At 64.1% G+C, this 13,972-nt stretch carries 8 protein-coding genes and 1 pseudogene; 5 read left to right on the forward strand and 4 right to left on the reverse strand.

The window, feature by feature from the left end:
- Positions 1-46: 46 nt before the first annotated feature.
- The 5 genes from ACSQ12_RS10120 to ACSQ12_RS10140 all read left to right on the forward strand — a co-directional run bounded on the left by ACSQ12_RS10120 (position 47) and on the right by ACSQ12_RS10140 (position 9,770).
- Positions 47-3,139 carry a DUF5107 domain-containing protein gene (locus ACSQ12_RS10120; RefSeq protein WP_436065302.1) on the forward strand — a complete coding sequence of 1,031 codons (3,093 nt, stop codon included), beginning with the start codon at positions 47-49 and terminating at the stop codon, positions 3,137-3,139.
- Positions 3,136-4,455, forward strand: coding sequence for a cellulase-like family protein (locus tag ACSQ12_RS10125; RefSeq protein ID WP_436065303.1), 1,320 nt, complete (start codon positions 3,136-3,138; stop codon positions 4,453-4,455). The genes ACSQ12_RS10120 and ACSQ12_RS10125 overlap by 4 nt, the downstream gene beginning before the upstream one ends.
- Positions 4,456-4,465: 10 nt before the next feature.
- Positions 4,466-6,814: a beta-galactosidase gene (locus ACSQ12_RS10130; protein WP_436065304.1), complete on the forward strand. Its 2,349-nt coding sequence runs from the start codon at positions 4,466-4,468 to the stop codon at positions 6,812-6,814.
- 20 nt (positions 6,815-6,834) lie between these two features.
- The gene (locus ACSQ12_RS10135; protein WP_436066973.1) at positions 6,835-7,734 is read left to right on the forward strand and encodes a helix-turn-helix domain-containing protein; all 900 of its coding nucleotides are present in this window, start codon (positions 6,835-6,837) and stop codon (positions 7,732-7,734) included.
- A gap of 497 nt (positions 7,735-8,231) precedes the next feature.
- The gene (locus tag ACSQ12_RS10140) at positions 8,232-9,770 is read left to right on the forward strand and encodes a hypothetical protein (protein WP_436065305.1); all 1,539 of its coding nucleotides are present in this window, start codon (positions 8,232-8,234) and stop codon (positions 9,768-9,770) included.
- 343 nt (positions 9,771-10,113) lie between these two features.
- Here the strand turns inward: ACSQ12_RS10140 and ACSQ12_RS10145 are convergent, their stop codons facing one another.
- The 4 genes and pseudogenes from ACSQ12_RS10145 to ACSQ12_RS10160 form a co-directional block, all read right to left on the reverse strand.
- Positions 10,114-11,235 (reverse strand): NAD(P)/FAD-dependent oxidoreductase, encoded by a 1,122-nt coding sequence (locus ACSQ12_RS10145; RefSeq protein ID WP_436065306.1) that lies wholly within the window; start codon positions 11,233-11,235, stop codon positions 10,114-10,116.
- A 55-nt stretch (positions 11,236-11,290) separates the two neighbouring features.
- Complete coding sequence (locus ACSQ12_RS10150) at positions 11,291-12,337, reverse strand: Gfo/Idh/MocA family protein (protein ID WP_436065307.1); 1,047 nt, start codon at positions 12,335-12,337, stop codon at positions 11,291-11,293.
- Complete coding sequence (locus ACSQ12_RS10155) at positions 12,337-13,122, reverse strand: amino acid ABC transporter ATP-binding protein (protein WP_436065308.1); 786 nt, start codon at positions 13,120-13,122, stop codon at positions 12,337-12,339. Before ACSQ12_RS10155 ends, ACSQ12_RS10150 begins: the two co-directional genes overlap by 1 nt.
- A pseudogene (locus tag ACSQ12_RS10160) lies at positions 13,119-13,908 on the reverse strand (amino acid ABC transporter permease). Before ACSQ12_RS10160 ends, ACSQ12_RS10155 begins: the two are co-directional and overlap by 4 nt.
- Positions 13,909-13,972: the final 64 nt, after the last annotated feature.

Genomic DNA, 13,972 nt, shown 5'->3' on the forward strand with positions numbered 1-13,972 from the left:
TTTGGATCGGCGTGTTTACCAGGGTTCCAGCGGCAAGGTGTACCCAATGCCGTTCATTGACAGTATCGCCAGCTCCAAGGAACCCCGGTTGTGGCAAGCGATCCACATGGAAAACGAGTATGTTCGGTTGATGCTGCTGCCGGAGATCGGCGGCAGGATCCATATCGGGTTCGACAAGACGGCGGGCTACGACTTTTTCTACCGGAACAACGTGATCAAGCCAGGCTTGGTGGGGCTTGCCGGACCGTGGATTTCCGGCGGGGTGGAATTCAACTGGCCTCAACACCACCGCCCGGCTACCTTCCTGCCGGTCGAAACCTCCATCGAACGCGGTGCTGACGGCGAGGTCACGGTCTGGCACAGCGATCTGGATCCGCTGCAGCGCATGCGCGGGACACACGGCATACGGCTCCGTCCCGGTAACTCCCGCATTGAGGTGGAGGCCAGGCTCTACAACCGCACGGATGTGCCGCAGACTTTTCTCTGGTGGGCGAACGTGGCAGCCCGGGTCCATGGAAAATACCAGTCATTTTTCCCTACCGACGTTCGTTACGTAGCGGACCATGCACGTCGGGCCATCACGGCGTTCCCGCGCGCTGACCGCCCCTACTACGGCGTGGACTACCCTGCCCTGGAGAAAGGCAAAGCAGGTGCTGACCGTATTGATTTCTATTCGAACATCCCGGTCCCCACGTCGTACATGATCACGGATACCGAGGACAGTTTTTTCGGTGGCTACGACCATGACGCCAACGCTGGCTTCATCCACTGGGCAGCACGATCCATCTCACCGGGTAAGAAGCAGTGGACGTGGGGAAATGGGCCAGTGGGTCATGCCTGGGACGCACAGCTCACAGACACCGATGGCCCCTACGTCGAGCTCATGTCCGGCGTCTATACCGATAACCAGCCGGATTTCAGCTACCTCGCGCCAGGAGAAACTCGCACCTTCAGCGAGTTCTGGTACCCCATCCGTGCCATAGGTGCGGCGCACCAGGCGAACCTGGACGCCGCCGTTGCCCTCCGCCTGGACCCTGACGGAGGGCAGGTGACGGTGGGAGTCACTACCACAGGTGACCGGCAGGCTACCGTACGGCTCAACCACCACAGCACTACCGTCCATACCTGGAACACCCGGATTTCGCCCACTGCCCCTTTCAGCGAAACCCTTGAATTCGCGACCCCGGTCAACCAAGCCGACCTCACTGTGGAGGTGCTGGAAGAAGGCAGAACACTTATTTCGTGGACGCCGCGTAAAGACGGACCGGGAAATGGGGAACCTTGGGTGGCGACCGAGCCGGAAACCCCAGCCAGGATCGAGAGCCAGGACGAACTGTATGTCACTGGAACCCACCTGACTCAGAACCGGCACCCCACCAGGTCGCCCTTGCCTTACTTCGAAGAAATGCTGCGCAGGGATCCCCTCGATTCTCGTGCCTCCATTTCCATTGCGTCCGCCGAGTACTCAACGGGCCGCTACATCCGGGCGGAAGAGTTGCTGGAAAACGCCCTGGCTAGGCTGACCCGACGGAACCTCAACCCGCCCAGCGGGGAGGCAAGTTATCGTCTCGGCCTTGTCCTGGAGCGAACGGGCCGGCTGGATGCAGCCCAGGATCGATACGGAAAGGCGACGTGGGACAAAGCATGGGCACACCCTTCGTACCTGGCATTAGCCCGGCTTGACCTCAGGGCGGGGAGGCTGGCCCGGGGACAACGGCACGCCGAATCCGCGCTGGAGCTGGACGCGGCAAGCCCTGAAGCGAAACATCTCCTGGTCCTGGCCCTGCGCAAACGTGGGCGGCAGGACGAAAGCGCCCGATTGTTGCGCGACATCCTTGCGACAGATCCGCTTGACCCCGTGGCGTTGGCTTTGGACGGTTCCTTGGCCGCCGCGGACCCCAAGACGTCCCTGACAGTGGCGTGCTGGCTCGCCCGTGCGGGCCAGTGGCAACTCGCGCTCGAACTTACCAACAACCCGATTCCGCCAAATGCGCACAAAGCTTTCGGCAACCCCGAGCCCCTGCGCCACTACATGCGGGCCAGCTGGCATGAAGAACTGCTGGAACCGGAGGCCGCCTCCCGGGAACGGTCCGCGGCCCGGTTGAGCAACACCACCTATGCCTTCCCCTATGGACTCGACGACTACGACGCCCTTTGTCGTGCCCTGGAAGCTGACCCGGAAGACAAGGTTGCCCACGGTTTGATCGGGAGCTGGCTCCTTGACGCCGGGCGGACAGGTGACGCACTGGCGCACCTGCAAGAATCCACGTCCCGTGGTTCCGGGGATCCCGTCGTCTGGCGTAACGCCGCTCTCGCTACTGTGAACGCCGGCGGGGACGCCGCGGACGCAGACGGCTTTTTTGAGCGCGCCCTTCAACTGAGCGCGGATGATGCACGGCTGGTTTTCGAACGTGCCGTCCTCGCAGGAATCCGCGGGCTTCCGGTCCCAGAGCGGATCGCATCGATTGAACGCCACGATCGTTCCGTCCTGAAGCGGGACGACCTGGCCCTCCTCTACGTCAACCTGCTCCTCGAGTCAGAACGGGCTGAGGAAGCCCTGCAGATTATGACCACACGTATTTTTCAGCCCTTTGAGGGCGGGGAGGGACTGGCCATTGACGCCTACGACCGGGCAGTCGTCCAGTGTTCCCGGATGCTGATGGCCCAGGATCCGACGGCGGCCATCACGCTGCTCACCGAAGGCATCGAAGCGCCCGCCAATCTCGGCGAGGGACGCCACCCCGCCCACAGTATGGCCGAACGCTTCGTTGCCCTGGGAGACGCTCTCGAACTGGCCGGAGAAACGGACTCCGCATGCGAAGCCTGGGCGAAGGCCTGCCAAGGAATCAATGCCCTGGCAGTGGATCCCGGCTCCGCCGGACCGGCCGACTACTGGAGAGGCATCGCCCTCACCAGGCTTGGGCGGCATGCTGAAGCTGAACGTGTGTGGGGGGACCTGGAAACCCGCGCCGACGAACTGGAGTCTGCTCCCGCAATGCCCGACTATTTTGCAACGTCGCTGCCTGAGCTCTTGCTCTTTGATACCGACACGACCGCTGCCCGAAAGGAGTCTGCGAACACGATGCGGGATTTGGCCGCGCAAGGCCGCATCCACCAAAAGGAAGGGGCAATCCTGTGAACGAATCGCCGCGATACCTCGGATCAGGAACGCTCCAAGACGAGACCTCGTCACTGACCGGTGCACCGCCGTCGCACCTTCCCGCCCGCCTGACCATCACGCTGTGGGACTTCTCCTGGTACACACGGGCCGAAAACGACGGGCCATACGCCGATCTGGACGCCGCCTGCGCGAAAGCGGCGGAACTCGGATACAACACCATCCGGATCTGCGCCGCCCCGCTGCTCCTCTTCGGCGATCTTGGCCTGGATGACCTGGCCAAGGACTTGTCCATCGAAGGGCTCGGGACGGCACCGGACAGCGGCTGCTATGGCAGAGGCACGCGCTGGTACGACGCCCCCGGCGGCTACCGCATCAACCTGCGGCAGAGGCTTCTGGAGCTTTTTGACACCGCCGCCCGGCATGGCCTCGTGGTCATCCTCGCGAGCTGGGAGTACCAGCAGTCAACGGTGTTCGCCCATTCTTCGCGGTGGTTCGAAACCATAGACGCTGTCCCGTTGGAGAGTAGGTATCGTGTTCTCGCAGATTCCTGGGACCGCCTCATCGGCGCGCTGACAACGGCGGGGCACCGTGAACGCATCGCCATGGTGGAACTTCACAACGAGGTTGATTTTTCCGTCCTGCCGGCCTTGGCCGAGGGAGGCAGCAGGGAACTGCGCCGCCTTCAAAAACTCCACCCGGACCTTCTCATCACCGCGAGCTACGGCAAGCCTCCGCATCTTGCCATGCACACCCTTCCTGATGGCTTCGGCGCAGCCCAGTTCCACGTCTACAGCTACGGGGTGCTCGATGCCCTGCAGAAGCAGATCGACATCCGGTCCGAAGGTACCCCCGACTTCCCCAACAGGATGCTGGCTGCGTTGCTCAAGCCCGACGCCCCGTCAGTAACGGAATATGGACGGCTTGCAGAGTGGAAATACCGTGCCACCGTCGTCACCGACCAGATGTTCTACGGCTACGACTGGATAGACCCCGAAGCCTGGGACACCTGGCTCTACAACGAATACGGTCCCTATCGGGAAGTCATGCGGCGGGAGATCGATTCACGCATCATGGCCATCGCTGGCTGGGCGCGCTGGAAAAAGATCCCCGCCGTCGTGGGGGAGGGATGGATCGGCTACACCCCGCTTTACGGCACCTTTGAGGAAGGCCCCATCGGCCGCGACCTTGCCGAACGCGGCATCAGAACTGCACTAAACCACGGTGTCTGGGGCATGGTCCTCTGTTCCAACGCAGCACCCCACCACCCCATGTGGACAAACGAAAAATGGCAGCGCCGCATGAACAGCCTCATCCTCGCCGCCCCCGCCAGCTGAAAGAGCATCCATGCACCGCGAACAAAGCATCCTCGAACTGCTCAGCGCCACCCACCGGCCCCACGAGCTGCCGCTGCAGTCACCCAGTATGAGCAACTCAGTGGACCGGCACAGCAGATGGCGCCTGACGAACCACTACGTAGAGTGCCGCGGGGGTCCCGCAGTGCCGGTATCGGGAGAAATCCACTACAGCCGGCTGCCCCGGAGTTCCTGGGAACAGCGGCTCCGGTTGATGAAGGCAGGGGGGATCACCGTCGTCGCCTGCTATGTCTTCTGGATCCATCATGAACAAACCGAGGGCGAAGCACGCTTCGACGGCAACCTGGACGTGGCCGCCTTCGTGCGGCTCTGCTCCATGGTTGGCCTGGATGTTGTCCTGCGCATTGGGCCATGGGCCCACGGCGAGGCCCGCAATGGCGGGTTCCCCGACTGGGTGCAGGCGGCCGCCGTCGAACACCGCACCAACGATCCCGCTTACATAACCCTGGTGGAGCGCTGGTTCAACCGGCTGGGGGCAGAGCTAAGGGGATTGACCGGTCCGGACAGCAACGTCATTGGTATCCAGCTGGAAAATGAGCTGTACGACCAGCCCGAACACATCCGGAAACTCAAGCGCCTCGCCCGTGCAGCTGGCCTCAGTGCGCCGATTTGGACCGCAACAGCCTGGGGCGGCGCCGACATTCCCGGTGATGAGGTCCTGCCCGTCTTCGGCGGCTACGGTGACGGGTTCTGGGTGGACGCGTCGGCCCCCTGGGACCCCACTTTCCGGCAGCACTACTTCTTCAGTCACCAATGGGATGATCCGGGCATCGGTGCCGACCTGCGCGAGCAACTGACGGGAAGCGAAGCCGCACCGCCGCGTTCCCCGTCCGCCCTGTACCCGCCGGCAACCTGCGAGCTGACCGGAGGCATGGCGACGGCCTATCAACGCCGTCCGTGGCCCACTGCCAGGGACGTTGCCGCCGTCGCCAATAACAAGATTGGCAGCGGCTCCGGCTGGCAGGGCTACTACATGTTCGCGGGCGGGACCAATCCGCCGGGCGGATTGCAGGAATCCCAGGCCACGGGCTACCCGAATGACTTTCCCGAGTTCGACTACGACTTTCATGCCCCCATTGGAGGCACGGGAAGGCTGGCGCCCAGCTTCGCCCAGTTACGCAAGCAGCACGCATTTCTGGCCGCGTTCGGAGAACGACTCGCTCCTATGCCGTCCACGCTGCCGAGCAACATTCCCACTGGGGTGGACGACTCGCGGACCCTGCGCTGGGCCCTGCGCAGTGATGGCCAATGCGGGTTCCTGTTCATTACCTGGCACCAGCCGCACATCCCCTTGCCGGACTACGAGGGAGCCCAGTTCAGGCTCGGACTTGCAGACGAAACTCTCACCTTTCCTCCGGCTCCGGTCACCATTCCTTCCGGCACCCTCGCGCGCTGGCCCGTTAATCTCGAAATCGCCGGGGTACGGCTGAACTGGGCGACCGCATCGCTTCTGACGGTGCTGGGCCCGGCAGCCGCGCCCACCCTGGTGCTCGCAGCCGATGACGGGATAGCCGTACAAGTTGGCCTTCCTGGGGGAGCCACGCTGGACGGGTCGGTCGAGGCGCTGGACGGGAACGTCTACACACTGGACGTACCCCTGGACTCCGGGAAGCCGGCCACCTTCGCCGCAAAGTCACCTCATGGTTTGCTGCGTATCCTCGTCCTTCCTCCGGCAGTGGCGGATCAGGCTTGGGTTCTGGACACGCAGCACGGGCGGGATCTGGTCCTGTCCACTGACCCGCTGTGGGTGGAAGCCGACGGTCGCCTGGCAGGAGTGTCGGTGGGAGCACCACAGGTCCGGCGCTATGCCACCGAATACGGCCGGTTCGAAACGGTAAAGACGAAATCGACCGGCCCTGCCATCCAACGGCAGGCCCTTGCAGGGGAACGGGTTCAGATGGCCAAACGCGTTCCGGACTCGTTCGGTTCCCGCGCCGGCAGGGCCGCCGCACCCCTCGACAGCGCCATCAACGACTTGGCAGAGATCTACAGGGTAGATCTCACAGGAATGGCGCTGACCGACGAAGTGCCAACAGAGCTGGAGATCAGCTGGGCCGGTGACGTCGCCCGTCTGCTAGTAGATGGGCGGGTGGTCGCTGACCGGTTCTGGGACGGTTCCCCTTGGATAGTTGACACGCACGACGCCGGGATCCTTCCGGGACGGGACATCCGGCTTCAGATCCTGCCCTTGGCTAAAGGTGCACGCGTCGGATTGCCGATCGAGGCCCAGAGCAGGCGTGACGCCGCCGCTACCGACCTGGTTGCCTTGGACAAACTGGAGTTGCTGCACTGGACCAAGTGGAGGGAAGAGCGCCGCTGATGAGTTCATCAGAGGCTACTATGGGACCTTTCCTGACAGAAAGGTCCCCATTGGCGCGTGCTACGGGGTTTCAAAACCAGCGGCTTGTAGTCGTTCCCCGACCGCTGATCCGGGAGGCGCTGGCGCGGCCCATTACGCAGCGGCTGGTCGTCACCGATGCAGGAGTTTTTCCCACCGCGCGGCAGCATGGACGGCACCGGCCCCACGGCGCCAACGAAACCATAGTCATACTGTGCGTCGCCGGAACCGGTTGGGTCGAAACCGGAAATTCGCGGTTTGAAGTGAGAAAATCCACAGCTGTCGTACTTCCTGGCGGAACAGGACAAGCTCACTCCTACGGTGCCTCCAGTGAGGACCCTTGGACGATTTGGTGGTGCCACGTGCGCGGATCCGATGCCGCCGAGCTGATCGAGGAGTCAGGGGTGAGCTCAGAATGCCCGCTCATTCCGCTGGTAGCCGTGGACCGTCTGACCGCCATGCTGGATGAAATAATCACAGCCTTGGAACAGGATCAGTCACCGGCGCGCCTTGTGGCAACGGCCGGGATGGCGTGGAGACTGCTGACCAGCCTGGCCGTGGACCGACGCCTCCCCGAGCAGGGAAGCCCTTTGCAGCAGGCGATGAAATTTCTAGAGGACCGGGTTGACGGCTCCATACGACTCCCCGACCTTGCCAGGGTGGTAGGCGTTTCCTCCTCCCAGCTGAGCAAACTCTTCCGGGAAGCCACAGGAGGCGGAGTACTTGCCCACCACACTGCTTTGAAGATGGCGCGGGCCAGGCTGCTGCTGGATACAACCGACCTGACTATTGCCGAGGTGGGTCGCGAAGTCGGCCTTAATGACCAGTTCTACTTCTCCCGCCAGTTCCGCCGGATGCACGGAGTGAGTCCCAGTGCATACCGGGCGGAACGGAAGGGCTGAGGGCGTTCCTACCCCTTGGTTGCGCCGGCAGTAAGGTCTGCCCTCCAGAAGCGTTGCAGCCCAATCATCAGGGCGGCTAGCAGGACTGCCGAAAGAGCGGACCGACCAGAGCACCGCCGACTTCGTCACCGAATACTTCGCAGTCATGGAGGCGGAGGATTGCGAGCGTCTCGGCGACTCCTACGCCGACGACATCGGTGGTGGCCCGCATGGCCGGGCCACCACCGAGGCTCCCGCCGTCCCGTCCGAGAAGCAAATGTCTTTCGCCTCGCAGAGTGATCAAAACTATTACGTCGGCGAACCAAGCCACTTCCTGCCAGCCGATTAATCACGTTGGCAGGGGCGTGCACAGGGGCGGGATCCCTAGCGGCGAAGGCGGCCGAGTGGGATGATTTGGTCATCCTTCGAATAGGGGGGCCATCATGGCCGGCCTTCGTGCTCTTCGACCTGGCCGCCGCTCCCGGGCATCCGCGCCCCGGCTCCTGGCGGTTTTACTTGTGCTCGCACTCGGCGTGCTGTTCGCTGCACCCGCCCGAGCGGTCGACTACGGACATGATGTTTCGTGGCCGCAGTGTCCGGGCGGTCTTCCGATGCCGCCGGAAGACACGGAGTTCCTGGTCGTGGGGCTGACGAACGGACTCGCATTCACCGAGAACCCCTGCCTGGACGGGCAGTTCCAGTGGGTGCTCGACCGAGGCGTCCGGGCTCAGGCCTACGCCATGGCTACGTTCCCCACCACCGCGCAATACGACACCTATGGCGACGACGGCCCCTGGCCCGCAAGCACCAGGCCGGACCGGCTGCGCAACGTCGGGTACGCCGAGGGTCGCGCGGCTCTCGCGTCTCTCGGTGAGGTGGGATGGCGACCGGAGAGAATCTGGGTCGACGTCGAGCCCCGTCCGCAACAGCCCTGGCCCAGCTCGACAGCAGCCCAGCAGCAGGAGAACCGGTACGTCGTCTCCGGGCTCCTGGCTGCGCTGGCGGACGCCGGGTACCCGCACGGGATCTACTCCTATTTGAGCGGTTGGCAGGCCATCACCGGGTCGTGGCAGCTTCCCGATGTGCCCGTCTGGTCACCGGCAGGGCGTCTCGACTTCGCCAGTGAAGCATCCGATCTCTGTGTGAATCGCAGCTTCTCCGGTGGTACCGTCCACATCTCGCAATGGACCGACGGCACCTACGACTACGACATGACGTGCATCGGGGTCTACCAGGCCCACGTCGCGACGATCGGCTGGCAGCCGAGCGTCTCGGACGGCGCCACCGCAGGAACGACCGGCCGGTCACTGCCGATGGAGGCGTTGCGCCTGTCGGTGGCAGGAGACCGCCTGTCGGGCGACATCCTGTGGCGGGGGCATGTCCAGGACATCGGCTGGCAACCATGGACGACGTCGGCGTCCCCGATCGGAACGACCGGGCGCGGTCTGCGCCTGGAAGCGTTCGAGCTCCGGTTGACAGGGGATCTGGCCTCGCAGTACAGCATCAGGTACCGCGCCCACGTGCAGAACGTCGGCTGGCAGCCGTACGGGATCGACGGAGCCACGGCCGGCACTGTCGGGCAAGGTCTGCGGGTGGAAGCCGTTACGATCGAGTTGGTTCCGAAGGTCGCACCGGCATTCACTGCCGTTTACGCCGCCCACGTTCAGAACCTCGGCTGGATGGCGAACGTTTCGGATGGGACCGTCGCCGGGACAACGGGTCGGGCCCTTCGGGTCGAGGCGTTGCGCCTCAATGTGTCCAGTACTGCTTATAGCGGGGACATCGAGTGGCGGGGGCATGTGCAGTCGATCGGCTGGCAGCCGTGGACATCCTCGGCCAATCCCATCGGCACGACCGGGCAAGGGCTACGTTTGGAAGCGTTTGAAATCAGGCTGACCGGTGAGATGGCAAACCATTATGGGATCCACTACCGCGCCCACGTGCAAGATTTGGGCTGGCAGTCATGGGTCGCCGACGGCGGAACGGCGGGCACATCGGGTATGGGCAAACGGATCGAGGCCGTGCAGATCCTCCTCGCACCCAAGTCGGGCGGTTAGCGCGGGTTTCCCCCGCCAGGCAGACGTCGCCTTCGTCGCGGCCTGCAGGCATCAATCAGGTGGGCCTGTTTGCAGGTCCGTTCGCAGCGGCCTTCCTGGTCACCCGCGTCCGCTCGACACAGAAGCCCGGTGCCCGGGCCTCTCAACCGAGCCGACCGCAAGTCGCGCCTCAGGTCACCTGCGACGAGACCTGGCGGGAACTCCTCGCAACCAATGAGACGGCCACGGCATCGAAGTTGAAGCGGAACCTCCTTCGCACGGCCAGCCGTCAAAGGGGCTCGTGCTCCGCTGTCACCCGGGCAGTGCAGGCAGGGCCGATGTGACGGCCCTGCCTGCGTACGGTCTAGGAGAAGCGCCCCGGCCTGAAGGTAGCAAGCATGGGGTGCTTGTTGCCGGTCATGATCTCGCCGGAGAGGAGTTCGCCGGCAATGAGCCCGAGCGTGGCGCCGGAGTGCGTGAAGGCCACGAAGCAGCCGGGCACCTGGCTCAGTTCGCCGAAGACAGGTTCGCCGTCGCCAGGGATGGGCTTGTAGCCGATCTTCCACGATGCCGGCTTGAGGTCAGGGCTGCCGGCGATGAGTTTGGATGCCTCGTCGGCCAGTTCCTGGACCACTTCGTCGGGAATGCTGAACGTGCCGTCCGCATGCTCGGTGATGTGCTCCTCGTACCAGTCGTGATCCAGTGCAAACGTGTTGCCGGGGTTGGGACGTACCGCGGCCCGCGGCGTATTCATCACGGTCTTTACATCGTGATCCACCGGTTTGGTCAGGACCAGCATGGAGACAGGGGAACCGTTCGGGATCTCGACGCCGAGGGGTGCGACGACGGCGGGCGTCGCGGCGCCGCACGCCACCAGCACCGCATCGGCCTCGTAGTTCTCGCCGGCCGCTGTCTCGACACCGGTAGCCCGTGCGCCATTGACCGTTACCGAGGCTTTGCCTGCGTTGAGGACGAGTCGGCCGCCGCGGGCGTGGAATTCCTCCATGAGGAATTCCACCAGGTCCGGGAGGCTCACCCAGCCTTCGCCCGGATTGAAGATGGCGTTTTCCGGCACGGCGCCGGCGTCGATGCCGGGGGTGACGGCTGCGATGTCTTCGGGTGCGAGCAGTTTTGAGTCGTAGCCGATGGACTTTTCGTAGGTGTGGCGGGCTTCGGTGACGGAGTGCTGTCCGGCCGCATTCCACATCAGGCCGCCGTCGAACTGGAGCCACTCTCTTGCCGTATCTTGAGCGAAGAGGGTGCGGTAGCGGTCCACGCCCGCCACCCGCAGCTGGTGGTACGGCGCAGACCGCTCGCCGGCGGAATTGAGCCAGGAGAGTGATCGGCCGGTGGCTTCACTGGCTAGGCCGCGTTCGGTCAAAAGGATTACGGATGCGCCTTGGCGGAGCAGGTGGACGGCAGTGGAGACTCCGAGGATGCCGCCGCCGATGATGGCGACGCGTTTGGGTGAGGTGGTGGAGGACATGCGTCTTCCCTTCCTGTTCGTTGGTTGGTCAGTTGCCCGCGGGCTGCCCCGGCGGTTAGGCGAGGGCGTGAATTTTTTCGATGATGCTCAGGACTTCGAGGGACTCGAAAGGCTTGACCGGCAACTCTTCCCGGCCGTGGGTGGCCTCAGCGAGTTGGCGGTAGAACCCCGGATAGTTGCCCCGCTGGGCGGGAACGGGCGTGGTGCTGCCGTCACTTCCCAGGGCCCCCCATGAGTCCTGGGGCTCAACGCCGTAGGCGGGATCCGAGGGTTTCAGTCCGGCCGCAAGGGCCGGTTCCTGGCTATCCAGGCCCCATTTGGTGTAGCCGGCCTTGGAGCCCAGGACGTGGAAGCGCGGGCCGACTTGGGCGGCCATGCCGTTCATCCACAACCTGGACCGCACCCCGGATTCGTGGAACAGGGACACGAAGGCTTCGGTATCAGCCCCCTCTGGATGTCCGTGGTTGGCGGTCTCTCCGTAGCTGTCCTGGACAGGACCGAAGAGCTGGATGGCTTGGTCGATCAGGTGGGCGCCGAGGTCGTGGAGTATGCCGCCGCCGTCCGTCAGGGCGGCAGTGTCCCGCCAGTTCCCGAATCCTTCCGGCCGCCACCACTCGAACCGCGACTCGAATGTGCGGATTTCGCCCAGCGCTCCTTCCCGGACGAGTTTCCGGAGCGTCAGGAAGTCGGCGTCCCATCGGCGGTTCTGGAACACCGTCAGATGCACACCGGCGTCGGATGCCTGGGAGATAAGAGACTGGCCCTCTGCCGATGTGGTGACGAACGGCTTATCCACCACCACCGGAAGACCATGCGCTATTGCCGTTGCTGCCAGATCGAAGTGCGTGAGCGGGGGAGTGCCGAGGACGATGAGGTCAAGGTCCGCGGCCAGGATGAACATGGCCTCCGCTGTCGGAACAATCCGGGCCTTCGGGTAGCGCCGGGTCGCCTCAGCCGCACGCTCCGGATCCGCCGTTACGATCACGTCGAGGGAGTAACCGGGATCCGCCTCGATCAGCGGTGCGTGGAACACGCTGCCTGAGATCCCAAAACCCACGACGGCGGTCCTGATGGGTGCCGCCGCAGCTGCGGTGTTTCCCATCAGAGCACTTCCGATAGGAATCGCTGGAGGCGTTCACTGCGGGGATTATCGAAGAGTTCGGCGGGCGTACCTGCCTCCACCACTTCGCCTTCATCCATGAACACGACCTGGTCGGCTACCTTACGGGCGAAACCCATTTCGTGGGTGACGACCAGCATGGTCATGCCGCGTTTGCCGAGCCCGGCCATGAGGTTCAGCACGCCCTTGACGAGCTCGGGATCCAGGGCGCTGGTGGCCTCGTCGAAGAGCATTACCTCGGGCTCCATGGCCAGGGCGCGCGCGATGGCGACGCGCTGTTGCTGGCCGCCGGAAAGGTCCCTGGGCCGGTGGTCCGCGCGCTCCGCGAGACCCACCTCGGCGAGGCGGCGGCGGGCGCGTTCCCGCGCTTCGGTCTTGGACATTCCCTTGACGCTCCAGAGCGCCAGGGCCACGTTCTCGAGGGCCGTGTGGTCCGGAAAGAGATTGAAGTGCTGGAAGACCATTCCAATGCGGGCCCGCAAGATGTCCGGTTTGACCTCGAGGGCACTTTCGCCGGCCAGCAGGACGTCCCCGCTCGTGGGTTCGTGCAGGCGGTTGACCCCGCGCAGGAGGGTGGACTTGCCTGATCCGGACGGCCCGATGATGCAGGTGGTGGTACCCGGTGCGACGGTGAGGCTGACGTTGCGCAGCACCTTGACGTCGCCGTAGGCCATGGTCAGGGTCTTTAGTTCCAGGCTGGAGCCGTGGAAGGTCTCGATGTCCGGAACCGAATTGTTCGTACTGGTGCTGCTGCTTGTGAGGTTCATGTGTTGCTCCCGGTGATCAGCGGCGAGGCCGCGTCGAGTTCCTTGACTTCCTGCAGTCCGCTTGTGGGGGCGGAGGGGCGGCGGCGGCCGGTCCTGAACCTGTTATCGAAGTAGTTGACCAGGTGGGTCAGGGGCACCGTGATCACCAGGTAGAAGATCCCGGCCATGACCAGGGGGGAGAGGTTACCGGACAGTACTGCCGCGTCCTGGCCCACGCGGAAGAGCTCACGTTCAGTAACGAGCAGTCCCAGGAAGTAGACCAGCGAGGAATCCTTGACGATCGCGATGAACTGGTTGACCAGCGCCGGCAGGACTCTGCGGATGCCCTGCGGAACCACTACCAGCGCCATGGACTTGGCGTAGCTCATGCCCAGTGCGCGACAGGCTTCGCCCTGGCCCTTGTCGACGCTCTGGATACCCGCACGGAAGATCTCGCCAATGTAGGCGCTGGCGATCAGGCTCAGCGCGATGATCCCCAAGGGATAGGGCGACGGGCCGAAGATCGACTGGCTGAGACGGGCGAATCCTTGGCCAATCAACAGGATGGTGAGGATGGCGGGGAGGCCGCGAAAGAGATCGGTGTAGATGCGGGCCGGCACACGGAGCCATTTCGAAGGGGGAGATGCCCATGACTGCGACGACCATGCCAAGCGCCACCCCGATGATGGTGGCGGCGATGGAGATGATGAGGGTGTTAAGAAGACCGACTCCCAGTAGCTGGGGCAGGACTTCGGCCATTGCGCCGAAGTCGAAGAAGGTGCGGATGATGGTGTTGAACCAGTCCATGGGTTGCTCTCAGACGTAGGTAGCTTGTGAATCCCGGGCGGGCCGCGGTGCGCGGCCCGCCCGG

Source organism: Arthrobacter sp. LjRoot14, assembly GCF_964253905.1.
Taxonomy (GTDB): Bacteria; Actinomycetota; Actinomycetes; order Actinomycetales; family Micrococcaceae; genus Arthrobacter.